This is a genomic window from Lelliottia jeotgali, assembly GCF_977070485.1.
In genome coordinates, this window is the sequence record NZ_CDRVFO010000016.1 from 22777 (window position 1) to 39369 (window position 16593).

Genomic DNA, 16593 nt, shown 5'->3' on the forward strand with positions numbered 1-16593 from the left:
GCTACCCGCATGTCCAGACTCCCCTTGGACGGCATTCGTGTCGTTGAGATTTCGCACATGGTCATGGGCCCCACCTGCGGCATGATCCTCGGTGATCTTGGCGCAGAAGTGATCAAGATCGAGCCCACCCGTGGCGATGGCACACGGCGCTTGCTCGGCGCAGGCGCAGGGTTTTTCCGCACCTTCAACCGCAACAAGCAATGCATCGCCGTGGATGTGGAAACGCCCCAGGGCCGGGATGCCGTGCTGGCGCTGATCGACACGGCCGATGTGTTCATCGAGAACTTCAAGCCAGGGCGCATGCATACGCTCGGCTTTGACTACACCGCCCTGCGCGAGCGCAACCGGCGGTTGATTTACGCCTCGCACAAGGGCTTTCTCAGCGGCCCTTACGACAATCGGCTGGCTCTGGATGAAGTGGTGCAGATGATGGCGGGCCTGGCCTACATGACCGGGCCGGTGGGGCGGCCGCTGCGTGCGGGCAGTTCGGTGAACGACATCATGGGCGGCATGTTCGGGGCCATCGGGGTGCTGGCCGCGCTCAACGAGCGCAACAGCACCGGCGTTGGCCGCGAGGTACAGAGCGCACTGTACGAGAACTGCGTGCTGCTGGCCGCCCAGCACATGCAGCAGTTTGTGGTCACGGGGGAGGCGGCAGCGCCAATGCCCAACCGTATCAGTGCCTGGGCCATTTATGATGTGTTCACCTTTGCCGGGGGCGAGCAGATGTTTGTCGCCGCCACAGGGGAGGGGCAGTGGCAGGCGCTGTGCACCGTGCTTGGCCAGGCGGCATTGCGCGACGACCCCACCCTGGCCAGCAACAACGACCGGGTGTTGCAGCGCCCGCGTTTGCTGGCGCACCTGGCCGAGGTATTCGCCACACTTGATGCGCAGCAACTGGCGGTCGAGCTTGAGGCCAATGGCATCCCCTTCGCGCCGATCCGTCGCCCGGAGGAGCTGTTCGATGACCCCCACCTGATGCAAAGCGGGGGCATGGCCGACCTCACCCTGGAGGACGGCAGCAGCACGCCGATGCCACTGCTGCCGCTGGCGCTCGATGGCCAGCGCCTGCAACCGCGCAGGCCGATCCCGCGTATCGGCGAGCACACCCAGAAAGTCATGCGCGAGCTTGGTTACAGCGATGCGCACATTGCCGAGCTGTGCGCCGCAGGCGTGCTCAAGACTGACGAGCAGGAGCGCTGAAAATGGCCATCTACCGATACGACACGCTTGTCCCTAACCTGCACCCGGAAACCTTCGTTGCCGAGCAAGCTACGGTGATCGGCGATGTCACGCTGGCGCAAGGCGTTAGTGTGTGGCCGCAAGCGGTGCTGCGCGGCGACAATGAACCGATCCACATTGGCCAGCACAGCAATGTGCAGGAGGGCGCGGTGCTGCATGCCGACCCTGGTTTCAACCTGACCGTGGGCAGTGGCGTGACCATCGGCCACCAGGCGATGCTGCATGGCTGCACGATTGGCGATGGTGCACTGATCGGCATACAGGCGGTGGTACTCAACGGCGCGGTCATCGGCCGCAATTGCCTGGTGGGGGCGGGTGCCATCGTCACCGAAGGCAAGGTCTTCCCCGACAATTCACTGATCCTCGGTGCACCTGCCAAAGTGGTGCGTGAGCTGTCGCCAGAGGCCATCGCGCACATGCACGCCAATGCCGCTGACTACGTGCGCAAAGGCCAAGCCTGCAAGGAAAAGCTCGTGCGTATCGGCTAACCCCCTTCAGTGGCGCCCTGAAGGGCGCCGCCGCTCTCCAATAATTACAAGAATGGAGATCCACCATGGTTGCCTTGACCGGTGTTCTGGCGCGTGAGCGCAATGAGCGTCACATCAATGAACTGCTGCTGTACCGGCGGGTGGCCTGGCGCATCATGCCACTGGCCATCATCTGTTTCCTGTTCTCCTATTTCGACCGCATCAACATCAGCTTCGCCAAGACCCAGATGCAGGCCGAGCTTGGCCTGAGCGACGCGGCCTACGGGCTGGCCGCGAGCATGTTCTTCATTGGCTACGTGCTGTTCGAGGTGCCGAGCAGCCTGGGCCTGAAGCGCTACGGCGCGCCGGCGTGGATCTGCCGGATCATGGTGTCCTGGGGGCTGGCTACTGCGGCTCTGGTATTTGCCTATACCCATTACACCCTGTACTTCCTGCGTTTTCTGATCGGCGTGATGGAGGCTGGTTTCGGGCCGGCCATCCTGTTCTATCTGGCCTGCTGGTTCCCCCGCAAGCACCTGGCGAAGATGAACGGGCTGTGGTTTCTGGCTGTGCCCTTGGCTGGCGCGGTTGGCGGCCCTGCGGCGGGCTTTTTGCTGGGGACCATGGACGGTGTGCTGGGCCTTGCCGGCTGGCACTGGCTGTTTCTGATGTCGGGCTTGCCGTGCGTGGTGCTGGGCGTGTTGGTGCTGTGCAAGCTCGATCGCGACATTGCGTCGGCCAAGTGGCTGACCCTTGAAGAGAAAGCCCTGTTGCAGGAAAACCTTGCCCAGGACAAACGCGCGGACAAACCGGTGCTGGGTTCGCTGTGGCGGGTGCTGCTGACCCGAGAGGTGGCGATCATGGCGTTCATCTACTACGTGATCAAAAGCGCGTCCTATGGCCTGAATTTCTGGATGCCGCACCTGATCAAGTCTTCAGGGGTACAGGACATGCTGTGGGTCGGTGTGTTGTCTGCGCTGCCTTATGCGGTGGCGTGCGTCGGTATGGTGCTGCTCACCCGGCGCTCGGACCGCACCGGCGAGCGCAAGCGCTACCTTGTGTACTGCTTGCTGGCCGCAGCCGTTGGTTACTTGCTCGCGTGCCTGTTCTCGGGCTCGTCTTGGGCGATGATGGCGGCGCTGGTACTGGCGACAGCGGGTACGTTCATTGCCATCCCGATCTTCTGGACCATCCCGCAGTCGACCTTCTCCGGGTTGGCGATTGCAACCGGTACCGCGGCAATCAACTCCGTGGGCCAGCTCAGCGGCATCGTGGCACCGGTGATGGTGGGGCAGATCAACGACATCACAGGCAGCACATACATGGGCATGCTCTCGATTGCACCGCTCATCCTGCTCGCCTGCCTGGTGGTGATGCGCTACGTCAGAAACCCCAAGGTCTGAACCTGGCAAGCCCTTGACGCTGAACAACAAGAACAATAACAAGGCATAACCCATGAACACTTCCGTCTCACGGCGGGCATCACTGATGCTCGCGGCGTTGTGCTGTGCGTGGCAATCGGCCCAGGCGGCCTTTGTCGCTGACGGCAAAGGCAGCCTGGAGCTGCGCAATTTTTACTTTGATCGCGACTTTCACGGTGCTGCTGCCAGCCAGTCCAGGCGCGGTGAATGGGCCCAGGGCTTTTTGCTCAAGTGGCAATCGGGCTACACCGAAGGTGTCGTCGGGTTTGGCCTGGATGCGGCAGGGATGCTCGGCGTCAAGCTCGATTCATCCCCGGACCGCAGCGGCAGCGGGCTGTTGCCCCGCGGCAGTGACAGGCGCGCGGTGGATGGCTATGGCAAGGCGGTTGCCACCGTCAAGGCGAAGCTTTCGCAGACCCAACTGCAGCTGGGTGGTTTGAGCCCCCAGTTGCCATTGCTGGCGTCGAACTACAGCCGGTTGTTCCCGCAGTGGTTCAAGGGTACCCAGTTGGTCAGCAAGGACTTGGACCGTTTCACCTTTACCTTGCTGCAGGTCGATGCCACCAAGCTGCGCGACTCCACCGACTTTGAAAGCCTGACCGCCATGGCGCAACAGGGCGCCTATTCGGCAACGGTGACCAGCGACCGCCTGTACTACGCGGGTGTCGATTATCAGCCGGCGAAGAGCCTGACCCTCAGCGTGCACACCAGTCAGCTTGAAGACCTGTTCCAGCGGGACTTTGCGGGGTTCAAGTACAGGGCCGGCCTTGGGCCGGGGGAGGCATTCACCGAATGGCGCTGGTTCAACGCGCACGACCAGGGCAGGGCGTTGCTGGGCGAGGTGGATAACCGGACCTTGAGCACCAACATCGGCTATGGCCTGCACGGGCATACCTTCAGCGGTGGTTACCAGAAGGCCAGTGGAAATACCGCCTACGCGTATGTTGGTGGGACCGATACCTACCTGTTCAGCGAGCAGCAGGTGAGCACTTTTGCCTTGGCCAACGAGCGGGCATGGATGCTGCGTTACGACTACAACTTTGCAGCATTGGGCATCCCGGGGCTGACGTTCAATGTGCGCTACGTCAAGGGTGACCAGATCGACCCACAGCGGATTGCCAGCAGCAAAGGCCGGGCGCTGGCCGCGCGGGGTGGCGAAGGTGAGGAGTGGGAGCGGACCACCGACATCAGCTATGTAGTGCAGTCGGGGGTGTTCAGGAGCCTGGCGCTGCGTTGGCGCAATGCGACCATGCGCTCCAATTTTGCCGATGCGGCGGATGAAAATCGGGTGATCGTGGGGTACACGGTCGAGTTTTGAGAGGTGGAGTACAAATGTGCTCTTAGGTTGATATCGGGTGCGTTGGAAGGGGCATTTCTGGGTGCATGTCATCAAGTTAACGGTATTGGGAGAGCCTGGTGCTCCCTATGAAACCGGTTTCAAAATGTTTCCGAACCAGCTAGATTACGCGGCTTTCTCAGGGCCTCTCCCTGATCCAAACCCAGACGGCGCAACCCAAGGCCGCCCCAATGCTGATGAGGATTTGCAATGCCTGAGCATGCCCCCGACAACCCGCGCCGGGACTTTCTGCGCAAAACGTTGACCCTTATTCCCGTGGTCACCGTGGCTACCAGCACCGGCCTGGGTGCCGGCCAGCTGCTGGCCCAGCCGGCCCGCGAACCCAAGGTGCCTGCTACACCGCCCCCTGGCCATTACCAGCCGACTTTCTTCACCGCCGAAGAATGGGCCTTTGTACAGGCGGCGGTGTCGCGCATCATCCCCGCTGACGAGCTGGGCCCCGGCGCACTCGAAGCAGGCGCCGCCGAGTTTATTGATCGCCAGATGAACACCCCCTATGCCACAGGTGCCCAGTGGTACATGCAGGGCCCGTTCAAGGCCGACGCCGCGCCAGAGCTTGGCTACCAGCTGCAACTGAGCCCCCAGCAAATCTACCGCCTGGGCATCGCCGCTGCGGATGCATGGTGCAAAAACGCCAGCGGTAAAACGTTTGCTGAGCAAGATAGCGCTACCCGAGACAAAGTTCTCGGCAAGATCGAAGCCGGTGAGATCGTTTTCGAACAGCTGCCTGCCAAGGTGTTTTTCAGCCTGCTGGTGCAGAACACCCGCGAGGGGTTCTTCTGCGACCCGATTCACGGTGGCAACAAGGGTATGGTCGGCTGGACGCAAATCGGCTTCCCCGGCGCCCGTGCAGACTTCATGGACTGGGTCGAGCGCAATGAGCCTTACCCGTTCCCGGCAGTATCGATTCGTGGCGAGAGGGCGTAAGGCATGGCCAATGCAATGAAGAAGGTCGATGCGGTGATCGTCGGTTTCGGCTGGGCGGGCGCCATCATGGCCAAGGAACTCACCGAGGCCGGGTTGCAGGTGGTCGCGCTGGAGCGCGGGCCGATGCAGGACACCTACCCCGAAGGCAGCTACCCGCAGGTCATCGATGAGCTGACCTACAGCGTGCGCAAGAAGCTGTTCGTGGATGTCTCCAAAGAAACCGTCACCATCCGCCACAGCGTCAACGATGTCGCGCTGCCCAACCGCCAGCTCGGTGCCTTCCTGCCCGGCAAGGGCGTGGGCGGCGCAGGCCTGCACTGGTCCGGCGTGCATTTTCGTGTAGACCCGATGGAGCTGCGCATGCGCAGCCACTACGAAGAGCGCTACGGCAAACGCTTCATTCCTGAAGACATGACGATCCAGGACTTTGGCGTGAGCTACGAGGAGCTCGAGCCCTGCTTCGACTTCGCCGAGAAGGTCTTCGGCACCTCGGGCCAGGCCTGGACCGTGAACGGCAAGGTGGTCGGCGAAGGGAAGGGTGGCAACCCTTATGCACCGGACCGCTCCAACCCCTTCCCGCTGGTGTCGCAGAAGAACGTGGTGTCTGCGCAGCTGTTCCAGAAGGCAACCGCCAGCCTGGGCTACAAGCCCTACAACCTGCCTTCGGCCAACACATCAGGGCCCTACACCAACCCTTATGGGGCGCAGATGGGGCCGTGCAACTTCTGTGGTTTCTGCAGCGGGTACGTGTGCTACATGTACTCCAAGGCGTCACCCAACGTGAACATCCTGCCGGCGCTGCGCCAGGTGCCCCATTTCGAGCTGCGGGCCAATGCCCATGTGCTGCGGGTGAACCTGGACGACAGCAAGCGCAAGGCTACCGGGGTGACCTACATCGATGCCCAGGGGCGGGAAGTGGAGCAGCCGGCTGACATCGTCATCCTTGCCGCGTTCCAGTTCAACAACGTGCGCCTGATGCTGCTGTCGGGCATCGGCAAACCCTATGACCCGATCAAGAACGAAGGGGTTGTGGGGCGCAACTTCGCCTACCAGAACATGGGCACGGTGAAAGCGTTCTTCGACAAGGACACCTACACCAACAACTTCATCGGCGCCGGCGGCAACGGTGTGGCGATCGACGACTTCAACGCCGACAACTTCGACCATGGGCCGCACGGTTTCGTCGGCGGCTCGCCGATGTGGGTCAACCAGGCCGGCAGCCGGCCGATTGCCGGTATTGCCAACCCGCCCGGCACGCCCGCCTGGGGCAGTGCCTGGAAGAAGGCCACGGCCGATTACTACACCCACCAGCTGTCGATGGACGCCCACGGCGCGCACCAGTCGTACCGTGGCAACTACCTGGACCTCGACCCGACCTACCGGGATGCCTACGGCCAGCCGCTGCTGCGCATGACTTTCGACTGGCAGGAAAACGACATCAAGATGAACCAGTTCATGGTCGACAAGCTGAGCAAGATCGCCCAGGCGATGAACCCCAAGGCCATCGCTGTGCTAGGCAAGAAGGTCCAGGAGCACTTCAACACCGCCAGCTACCAGACCACCCACCTCAACGGCGGCGCAATCATGGGCACCGACCCCAAAACCAGTGCCTTGAACCGCTACCTGCAAAGCTGGGACGTGCACAACGTGTTCGTGCCGGGCGCATCGGCGTTCCCCCAAGGCCTGGGTTACAACCCCACCGGCCTGGTGGCTGCGCTGACCTACTGGTCGGCGCGGGCCATCCGGGAGCAGTACCTGAAAAACCCCGGTCCGCTGGTTCAGGCTTGAGGAGCGATGGCATGAAAAAACTGTTGATCGCGACCCTGCTGCTGGGCACGGGCCTGGCTGCCCAGGCTGATGAAGCTACCGATGCGCTGGTGAAGAAGGGCGAGTACCTGGCCCGTGCCGGTGACTGCGTGGCCTGCCATACCGCCAAGGGCGGCAAGCCTTTTGCCGGTGGGCTGCCGATGGAAACCCCCATCGGCACCGTGTACTCCACCAACATCACACCGGATGCCACCGGCATCGGCCAGTACAGTTTCGAAGACTTCGACCTGGCCGTGCGCAAAGGTGTGGCCAAGGACGGCAGCACGCTGTACCCGGCCATGCCGTACCCGTCCTATGCGCGGGTCAAGGACGAGGACATGCGCGCCTTGTACGCCTACTTCATGCAAGGCGTGCAACCGGTGGCGCAGCCAAACAAGGCCACCGACATCCCTTGGCCCCTGAGCATGCGTTGGCCGCTGGCGATCTGGCGTGGCGTGTTCGCGCCAGAGGTGAAAGCCTGGCAAGCGCCGGCCGGTGCCGACCCGGTGGTCAGCCGCGGCGCCTACCTGGTGGAGGGGCTGGGCCATTGTGGCGCGTGCCATACCCCGCGTGCCCTGACCATGCAGGAAGAGGCCCTGAGCCCCGCTGATGGCAAGCAGTTCCTCGCTGGCAGTGCGCCACTGGAAGGCTGGATCGCCAAGAACCTGCGCGGTGACCACAAGGACGGCCTGGGTAGCTGGAGTGAGGAACAGCTGGTGCAGTTCCTTAAAACCGGCCGCAGTGACCGCAGTGCCGTGTTCGGCGGCATGAGCGATGTGGTCGAACACAGCATGCAGCACTTGAGCGATGCCGACCTGACGGCCATTGCCCGCTACCTCAAGACGCTACCGGCAAGCGACCCGCACGACCAGCCGCATGTGTACGACAAGCACGTGGCACAGGCTTTATGGAACGGGGATGACAGCAAGCCGGGTGCGGCGGTGTACGTCGACAACTGCGCTGCCTGCCACCGTACCGACGGCCAGGGGTATACCCGCGTGTTCCCGGCGCTTGCCGGCAACCCGGTGGTGCAGACGGCCGATGCCACCTCGTTGATCCATGTGGTGCTGGATGGCGGCACGGTGCCGGCGACGCATACCGCGCCGTCGAATCTCACCATGCCAGCGTTCGGCTGGCGCTTGAGCGACCAGGAAGTGGCTGAGGTGGTGAATTTCATCCGGACCAGTTGGGGTAACCAAGGCAGTGCTGTTTCGGCCAGTGATGTGAAAGCCATCCGCTAAGGCCGGCGCCCGGCGTCATACCTTGAGGGGCTTGCCGGCGATGCAGACGCAGCTGCATGGCACCGGCTTTGCCGGTGATCGCCGGCGAGCCGGCTCCTACAGGATTGGCGTCGGCTGTAGAAATTGGGTGGGGCAGTGCGCAAGAAAAGGTAGAATCCCGACGAACGGTAGGTGACGAAACCGCGCGGTTTTGATGTATTGAAACCGGTTTCAGTCACCGTCACCGACAATAATCACAAGGGACCGAAATGACCGACTTGCCTGCCCATTCCCGCGAACGCGTGACCATCAGTGAGGTCGCACGCGTTGCCGGCGTCTCCAAGGCCACCGTGTCGCGCTACATTGGCGGCGATCGCCAGCTGCTGGCCGAAGCTACCGCCAAGCGCCTTGAAGAAGTCATCGAGCGCCTGGGCTACCGGCCCAACCAGATGGCCCGCGGCCTCAAGCGTGGCCAGACGCGTTTGATCGGCATGCTGGTAGCAGACATCCTCAACCCCTATTCAGTCGCGGTGATGCACGGCGTCGAAACCGCCTGCCGTCAGCACGGCTACAGCCTTGTGGTATGCAACACCAACCGCGACGACGAGCAGGAGCGCCATCACCTGGCGGCCCTGCAGTCTTACAACGTCGAGGGCCTGATCGTGAATACCCTTGGCCATCACCCCGGCGAACTGCTCAACCTGCAGCGTGACATGCCCATGGTCCTGGTAGACCGGCAACTGCCGGAGCTGAACGTAGACCTGGTAGGGCTGGATAACGCCGAGGCCATCGAGCAGGCCCTGGACCACCTGCAGGCGCGTGGCTACCGCGACATCCTGGCGGTCACCGAACCACTGGACGGCACCAGCTCCCGGCTCGAACGCACGCAGGCGTTCACCGCCTCGATCAGCCGTCGCGCCGGCATGCGCCAGCAACTGGTGGAGATCGACAGCAGCCTGCACGCCCGGCTTGACGCCTTCCTCGGCAGTAATGGGCACGGGCCGCAGGCGATCTTCACCTTCAACGGCGTGGCCACCCTGGCGGTGACCCGGGTACTGCACGACGCTGGTTGCAACCTGTTCCAGGACGTCGGCCTGATTGCGCTGGACGAACTGGACTGGTACCCGCTGGTCGGTAGCGGCATTACCGCGCTCGCCCAACCCACCGAACGCATCGGTGTGGCCGCCTTCGACTGCCTGCACGACCGCCTGCGCGGCGAGAGCGGGGCGCCACGGCGCCTGGACTTCAAGGCAAAGTTGATCATCCGAGGTTCCACTCAACTACGCGAATGAAGAAACGGCCGGCAACGACGCCGGCCATTGTTGCAGCCAAAAAATGAAACCGGTTTCATAAGGACAAAAACAATGCACGCGAACCCCGTTTCCATCAGCCTCTCCAGCTACGGTGCCAGCTTGGTCCGGGAGCGTGGGCAGGAGAGCTTCCTTGAACTGCTGGCCGCTGCCGGCGTGACACGTGTCGAACTGCGCGAAGAGTTGTTCGACGAGGCCCCGGATGCCGCCGCGCTGTCGGCGGCAATCAACGCGCTGCAGTTGCAGTGCCTGTATTCCTCGCCACTGGAGCTGTGGACGCCTGAAGGGCAGCTGGACGCGCGCTTGCCTGCCAAGCTGGCGCTTGCCCGCGCACTCGGCGCCGTGGCGCTGAAGGTGTCGTTGGGGCATTACGCTTGCGCATGTGACCTGGCGGCCTTGCAAGCGCAACTGTGCCTTGGTGACCCACTGTTGCTGGTGGAGAACGACCAGACCGCGCAGGGCGGGCGCATCGCGCCGCTGCTGCAGTTCTTTGAGCGCTGCGAGGCCCAGGGGCTGGCGCTGGGCATGACCTTCGATATCGGCAACTGGCAATGGCAGGGTGAATCCGCCGCGCAGGCAGCGCGCTTGCTCGGTCGCTGGGTGCGTTACGTGCATTGCAAGGCAGTGCAGCGCGAGGCCAGCGGGCGCCTGGTGGCCGTTGTGCCGCAGGCACGGGATCTGATGGCCTGGGAGGCAATGTTCGCCGAGTTCACCCCCGGGCTGATGCGCGCCGTGGAGTACCCGCTGGCCGGGGCTGACTTGCTGGCTTTGACCCGCGCCCAGGTCAACAACCTGGCCCGCATCGGCATGACCGAGGAGGTGAGCCATGCCTGAGCATGACGTGCTGTGTTTTGGCGAAACCATGGCCATGTTCGTTGCCGAGCAGGTCGGTGATCTGGCGGCGGTGGGGGCATTTACCAAGCGCATTGCCGGCGCCGACAGCAATGTGGCCATCGGCCTGGCCCGGTTGGGTTTTCGGGTGCGCTGGCTGAGCCGGGTGGGCAACGACTCGTTGGGCCGCTTCGTGCTCGACACCCTGCAGCAAGAGGGCCTGGACTGCAGCCACGTGGAGGTCGATGACCACCACCCGACAGGCTTCCAGCTCAAGGGCCGTAGCGACGATGGCAGCGACCCGGTGGTGGAGTATTTTCGCCGCAACTCTGCGGCCAGCCACCTATCGCTGGCGCAGCTCAGCCCGGCGTTGCTGCAGGCCCGCCACCTGCACGCCACCGGTATTCCGCTGGCGCTGTCGGCCGGCTGCAGGGTGCTGGCCCATGAACTGGTCGAGCGCATGCGCAGTGAGGGGCGCAGCATTTCCTTCGACCCCAACCTGCGCCCGTCGCTGTGGCCTGACTGCGCGAGCATGGTCCGTGAGGTCAATGCGCTGGCGGTAAAGGCGCCCTGGCTGCTGCCAGGGCTCGAGGAAGGGCGGCTGTTGACCGGCCTGCAAACCCCGGCGGACATCGCCGCGTTCTACCTCGACCGTGGTGTCGAGCACGTAGTCATCAAGCTGGGCGGTGAGGGTGCCTACTACCGCAATGCCCAGTGCCAAGGGCAGGTCGCCCCTGTGCCGGTGGCCAGGGTGGTGGACACCGTCGGTGCCGGCGACGCCTTTGCCGTTGGCGTGGTCAGCGGCCTGCTCGAAGGCCGCCCGCTTGCTGAGGCGGTGGCTCGCGGCAACTGGTGCGGCAGCCGCGCCGTGCAATCGCGCGGCGACATGGAAGGCTTGCCACTGCGCCGGGAGCTGGAAGCGTACGCGTTACTCAAGAGTGCCTGAAACTTTGATCGCCGGTACGCCGGCCGGTTGCTACAAAAACAACAAGCTCAGGAGCCGCATCATGCAATCGACAAGCCTCGCCCCACGCCGTTGGTGGTACATCATCCCGATCGTCTTCGTCACTTACAGCCTGGCCTACCTCGACCGTGCCAACTACGGCTTCGCCGCCGCCTCGGGCATGGCCGATGACCTGAAGATCACCCCGGCGCTGTCGTCCCTGCTGGGGGCGCTGTTTTTCCTCGGGTACTTCTTCTTCCAAGTGCCTGGTGCCATCTACGCGCAAAAACGCAGCGTCAAAAAGCTGATTTTCGTCAGCCTGATCCTCTGGGGCAGCCTGGCGACCCTGACCGGCATGGTCAGCAATGTCTACCTGCTGATCGGCATCCGCTTCCTGCTCGGCGTGGTCGAGGCGGCGGTGATGCCGGCGATGCTGGTGTACCTGTGCCACTGGTTCACCCGCGCCGAACGCTCGCGCGCCAATACCTTCCTGATGCTGGGCAACCCGGTGACCATCCTGTGGATGTCGGTGGTCTCGGGGTACCTGATCAAGCATTCGACTGGCGCTGGATGTTCATAATCGAGGGCCTGCCTGCGGTGCTCTGGGCGTTCGTCTGGTGGCGCCTGGTGGACGACCGGCCAGCTCAGGTGACGTGGTTGAGCGAGCAGGAGAAAGCCGCGCTCGAACAGGCACTGGCCGCTGAACAGCAAGGCATCAAACCGGTTAAGAACTACCGCGAGGCGTTTCGCTCGCCGCAGGTCATCGTGCTGTCGCTGCAGTATTTCTGCTGGAGCATCGGGGTGTACGGTTTCGTGCTGTGGCTGCCCTCGATCCTCAAGCAGGCGGCGAACGTCGACATTGTCGAGGCCGGGTGGCTGGCCTCGGTGCCTTACCTGGCAGCGGTCGTGGCCATGGTCGGGGTGTCGTGGGCCTCTGACAAACTGCAGAAGCGCAAGCGCTTCGTCTGGCCACCCTTGCTGATTGCCGCGCTGGCCTTCTATGGCTCCTACGCCTTGGGCACCGAGCATTTCTGGGCGTCCTATGCGCTGCTGGTGGTCGCCGGGGCTTGCATGTACGCCCCCTATGGCCCGTTCTTCGCCATCGTGCCGGAGATCCTGCCCAGCAACGTGGCCGGTGGAGCCATGGCCCTGATCAACAGCATGGGCGCGCTGGGTTCGTTTGGCGGCTCGTGGCTGGTCGGCTATCTCAACGGCGCCACCGGTGGCCCTGGCGCTTCGTACCTGTTCATGTGCGGTGCGCTGCTGACGGCAGTGGCGCTCACGGCTGTGCTGAAAACATCACAAACCTCAGGCCAGGCCAAGCCCCGCAGCCAGCGCCTGGCAATGAGCCAATAGGAAACGGCTATGAAAAAGCGAATCGTCCTTTACAAGCGCCTGCCCGAGGCCCTGCTGGCGCGCCTGCAACAGCAGGTCGAGGTGACCTGGGTGGATACCTCCGGCAGTGATGGCCTGGCCCGGCTGCGCGATGCCTTGCCCGGTGCCCATGGCCTGCTGGGCGCCAGTTTGCGGCTGGACAGCAGCCTGCTGGACCTGGCGCCACAGCTTGAGGTGGTGGCCAGTGTGTCGGTTGGCGTCGACAACTACGACGTTGCCGAGCTGACCCGCCGTGGCGTGATGCTGACCAACACCCCTGATGTGCTGACCGAGACCACCGCCGACACCGGCTTTGCCTTGATCCTGGCCACTGCCCGGCGGGTGGTGGAGCTGGCCGGCTGGGTACGTGACGGCCATTGGCAGGCCAACCTTGGGCCGGCGCATTTTGGCAGTGACGTGCATGGCAAGACCTTGGGCATCGTCGGCATGGGGCGCATTGGTGAGGCCTTGGCCCGCCGTGGTGCGGCCGGGTTCGGCATGCGCGTGCTGTACCACAGTTCGCGGGCCAAACCAGAGGTGGAGGCCCGCTATGGTGCCCGGTATCGCACCCTGGACGAGTTGCTGCGCGAGGCGGATTTTGTCTGTTTGACGGTGCCCTTGAGCGCCAGCACCGAAGGCCTGATCGGCGCAAGGGAGCTTTCGCTGATGAAGCCCGAGGCGATCCTGGTGAACATTGCCCGCGGGCGTGTGGTGGATGAACAGGCACTGCTTGCGGCGTTGCAGGCCAAGCGCATCCGCGGCGCCGGGCTGGATGTGTTCGTGCAGGAGCCGTTGCCGGCCCGCTCACCACTGTTGCAACTGGACAACGTGGTGGCCACGCCGCACATCGGCTCGGCGACCCACGAAACCCGTGAGGCCATGGCGCGCTGTGCGGTAGAGAACCTGTTGAGCGCGTTGGCGGGGCAGAGGCCGGCGAATCTGGTGAATGAGGTCTAGTGGTTTTGGGGGAGTAACGCCTGGCTAAAACGAGCGCCGCTCGTGCGGCGCTCGATAGGCAGTAGGCGACTACTGGCCACCCTTCATCCGCCGTGCCACCGCGTAGATCCCCAGACCTACCAGCGCCGCAGCGGCACCGATATAGCCGGTGCTGGTCCAGCCCAGTCCGGCACTGATGGCCATGCCGCCAAACCAAGGCCCCAAGGCATTGGCCAGGTTGAAGGCTGCATGGTTGGACGCTGCTGCCAGGCTCGGGGCTTCGTGGGCAATGTCCATCAGGCGGATCTGCAAGGGGGCGGCCAGTGCGATCATGGTGCCGACCAGGCCGATGCCCAGCAGCAGTGTCCACAGCGCATGGGCAGCGAAGGTGAAGAACAACAGCACGGCGGTCGACCACACCAGTACGATGCCCACGGCGCGGAATTGCAGCCGGTCGAACAGCTTGCCGCCGGCAATGTTGCCGATGATGCCGCCGATACCGAATGCGGCCAGGCCGAAGGGGATCCACTGGGGGGCGACCTGAGTCACCTCTAGCATGGTCGGCGCGAGGTAGCTGAACACACAGAACATGCCGGCAAAACCGATCGAGGCGATGGCCAGCGCCATCCACACTTGCGGTAAGGTGAAGGCTTTAAGCTCCTTGCGTGGGTCACTGCGTGCTTCATCGCGACGCTGCGGCACGTACTGCCAGACCAGCGCGATGGTGCACACAGCGATCAGGCCTACCAGCAAAAACGCCGAGCGCCAGCCAAAGTACTGCCCCAGCAATGTCGCCACGGGGTTACCCAGCAACATGGCCAGTGTGAGGCCCATCATTACCCGGGCCACGGCACCGGCGCGCTGGTTGCTCGGCACCATGCTCGAGGCAACCACCGCGGCGATGCCGAAGTACGCCCCATGGGGCAGGCCGCTGATGAAGCGGAAGGCCACCAGGCCTGCGAACGACGGAGCGAAGGCGGTGGCCAGGTTGCCCACGGCATACAGCGCCATCAACAAAAGCAGCATGTGCTTGCGCAGCAGCTTGGCGCCAAGAATGGCCAGCGCCGGCGCACCCACCACCACGCCCAGCGCGTAAGCGCTGATCGCATGGCCTACCTGCGGTTCGCTCAATTGCAGGTTGCCGGCGATGTCCGGCATCAGCCCCATGATCGCGAATTCGCCGGTGCCAATGGCAAAACTGCCCAAGGCCATGGCGGCTTCCATCTTGCCGATTTCGCCTTTGGAGAGGGCGACCGGCGGTATTTCCTGAACAGACATTTGAGTCCCTATTGAAACATGCTGAAACGTTCAAGTCGGGATCATAGTCAATTCGCGCCCTGAGCGTCGAGGATGACGGCTTGCCGGATCAGTCTGTCATCTGCAGGTCGGGCAGTTTCACCCGGAACGCGCGGGTCAGCCCCAGCAGGCAGACGAAACCTGCGGCCATCCAGCACAGGCCGATGGTGAACGACATGCTCGACAGGCTGCTCCACAGCCACAGTGTGCTCATAAAACCCAGCGCCGGCAGCGCGCCATACAGCAGGCAGTTGCGTGTGCCACGCAGCTTTTGGTCGACAAGGTAATGCTTGAGCACCGCCAGGTTGACTGCCGAGAAGGCGAACAGCGCGCCGAAGCTGATCATGTTGGCGACAGTGTCCAGGGTGATGAACAGAGCGACCAGCGACAGGGTGCTGACCAGCATGATCGCCGTGGCCGGCACGCGCTTTTTCGTCACCAGGCGGCCAAAGGCCCGCGGCAATGCGCCGTCGCGGCCCATGGCGAACAGCACGCGGGACACGCTGGCCTGGGACACCATGGCTGAGGCGAAGCAGCCGGCCACGTAGGTAGCGGTAAAGCCGGTCACCAGCAGTTCGCCACCGACATGGCGCATCACATCCACCGAGGCGGAGTCCGGGTCAGCGAACGAGGCCCAATCGGGGAAGACCATCTGGGCGCAATACGACACCAGCAGAAACAGCAGGCCACCGATCACCGACACTGCCATGATTGCCTGCGGGATACGCCGGGTCGGGTCGCTGGTTTCCTCGGCCATGGTCGACACGGCGTCGAAGCCCAGAAAAGACAGGCACAGTACCGCAGCGCCGGCCATGACCAGCGGAACGCTGAAGCCCTCATGATGGAACGGTGCCAGCAATGACACCGGCGCGCTCTGCTCGCTGAGGTTGCGCACCGACAGCGCGACGAACACGGCGATGAACACCAGTTGCGCAACCACCAGTATCCAGTTGACCCGTGTGATCGACTCGATGCCGATCAGGTTGAGGAAGGTGACCAGGGCGATTGAGCCCAGCACCCACACCCACGCAGGCACCGACGGGAAATACTCGGACATGTAGATGCCGATCAGCAGGTAGCTGAGCAAGGGCAGGAAGATGTAGTCGAGCAGCAGGGTCCAGCCGGCGATGAAACCGAAGTGGCTGCCGAAAGCCTTGCGGGTGTAGGTGTAGACCGAGCCGGAGTAGGGGTGCGCCTGGACCATGCGGCCGTAACTGTAGGCGGTGAGCAACATGGCGGCGAGGGTCAGCAGGTAGGCGGTGGGCAGGTGCCCTTTGGTCATCTGGGTGACCAGCCCGTAGGTGGTGAAGACGGCCAGGGGGACCATGTAGGCGAGGCCGAACAGCACCAGCGCGGTCATGCCCATGGATTTTCTGAAGCGGCCTGAAGCGGTGGGGTGCGACGCAGGGTGGGGCGGATGGGCTGTATTTGTTGTTGTATGCATTGCTGACTCCTGGTTCTGG

The 16593-nt window shown here is 63.5% G+C and carries 13 protein-coding genes and 1 pseudogene; 12 read left to right on the plus strand and 2 right to left on the minus strand.

Going from position 1 to position 16593, the window contains the following annotated elements:
- The first annotated feature begins 9 nt into the window (after nucleotides 1-9).
- From ACW4TB_RS21220 to ACW4TB_RS21275, 12 genes and pseudogenes are all read left to right on the plus strand, one after another.
- The gene (locus tag ACW4TB_RS21220) at nucleotides 10-1203 is read left to right on the plus strand and encodes a CaiB/BaiF CoA transferase family protein (RefSeq protein WP_012314414.1); all 1194 of its coding nucleotides are present in this window, start codon (nucleotides 10-12) and stop codon (nucleotides 1201-1203) included.
- A 2-nt stretch (nucleotides 1204-1205) separates the two neighbouring features.
- Entirely contained in the window at nucleotides 1206-1730 is a 525-nt protein-coding gene (locus ACW4TB_RS21225) for a gamma carbonic anhydrase family protein (RefSeq protein WP_012314415.1), read from the plus strand.
- Between the two features lie 65 nt (nucleotides 1731-1795).
- Complete coding sequence (locus ACW4TB_RS21230) at nucleotides 1796-3112, plus strand: MFS transporter (RefSeq protein WP_012314416.1); 1317 nt, start codon at nucleotides 1796-1798, stop codon at nucleotides 3110-3112.
- Between the two features lie 52 nt (nucleotides 3113-3164).
- The gene (locus ACW4TB_RS21235) at nucleotides 3165-4448 is read left to right on the plus strand and encodes an OprD family porin (protein WP_012314417.1); all 1284 of its coding nucleotides are present in this window, start codon (nucleotides 3165-3167) and stop codon (nucleotides 4446-4448) included.
- Nucleotides 4449-4676: 228 nt separating this feature from the next.
- Nucleotides 4677-5414 (plus strand): gluconate 2-dehydrogenase subunit 3 family protein, encoded by a 738-nt coding sequence (locus tag ACW4TB_RS21240; protein ID WP_012314418.1) that lies wholly within the window; start codon nucleotides 4677-4679, stop codon nucleotides 5412-5414.
- A gap of 3 nt (nucleotides 5415-5417) precedes the next feature.
- Nucleotides 5418-7202, plus strand: a complete 1785-nt coding sequence (locus tag ACW4TB_RS21245) for a GMC family oxidoreductase (protein WP_012314419.1) — start codon at nucleotides 5418-5420, stop codon at nucleotides 7200-7202.
- A gap of 11 nt (nucleotides 7203-7213) precedes the next feature.
- Complete coding sequence (locus ACW4TB_RS21250) at nucleotides 7214-8461, plus strand: cytochrome c (RefSeq protein WP_012314420.1); 1248 nt, start codon at nucleotides 7214-7216, stop codon at nucleotides 8459-8461.
- Nucleotides 8462-8709: 248 nt separating this feature from the next.
- On the plus strand, nucleotides 8710-9732 hold the full coding sequence (locus ACW4TB_RS21255; protein WP_279931529.1) for a LacI family DNA-binding transcriptional regulator: 1023 nt from the start codon (nucleotides 8710-8712) through the stop codon (nucleotides 9730-9732).
- A gap of 72 nt (nucleotides 9733-9804) precedes the next feature.
- The gene (locus ACW4TB_RS21260; RefSeq protein ID WP_279931530.1) at nucleotides 9805-10584 is read left to right on the plus strand and encodes an AP endonuclease; all 780 of its coding nucleotides are present in this window, start codon (nucleotides 9805-9807) and stop codon (nucleotides 10582-10584) included.
- The gene (locus tag ACW4TB_RS21265) at nucleotides 10577-11527 is read left to right on the plus strand and encodes a sugar kinase (protein ID WP_279931531.1); all 951 of its coding nucleotides are present in this window, start codon (nucleotides 10577-10579) and stop codon (nucleotides 11525-11527) included. Before ACW4TB_RS21260 ends, ACW4TB_RS21265 begins: the two co-directional genes overlap by 8 nt.
- A gap of 61 nt (nucleotides 11528-11588) precedes the next feature.
- A pseudogene (locus ACW4TB_RS21270) lies at nucleotides 11589-12880 on the plus strand (MFS transporter).
- A 9-nt stretch (nucleotides 12881-12889) separates the two neighbouring features.
- Nucleotides 12890-13855: a 2-hydroxyacid dehydrogenase gene (locus ACW4TB_RS21275; protein WP_254467813.1), complete on the plus strand. Its 966-nt coding sequence runs from the start codon at nucleotides 12890-12892 to the stop codon at nucleotides 13853-13855.
- 69 nt (nucleotides 13856-13924) lie between these two features.
- Here ACW4TB_RS21275 and ACW4TB_RS21280 read toward each other — a convergent pair whose 3' ends face one another.
- Together ACW4TB_RS21280 and ACW4TB_RS21285 are read right to left on the minus strand one after the other, a co-directional pair.
- On the minus strand, nucleotides 13925-15112 hold the full coding sequence (locus ACW4TB_RS21280; RefSeq protein WP_012314426.1) for an MFS transporter: 1188 nt from the start codon (nucleotides 15110-15112) through the stop codon (nucleotides 13925-13927).
- Nucleotides 15113-15200: 88 nt separating this feature from the next.
- Nucleotides 15201-16574, minus strand: coding sequence for an APC family permease (locus ACW4TB_RS21285; RefSeq protein ID WP_279931532.1), 1374 nt, complete (start codon nucleotides 16572-16574; stop codon nucleotides 15201-15203).
- Nucleotides 16575-16593 lie beyond the last annotated feature (19 nt).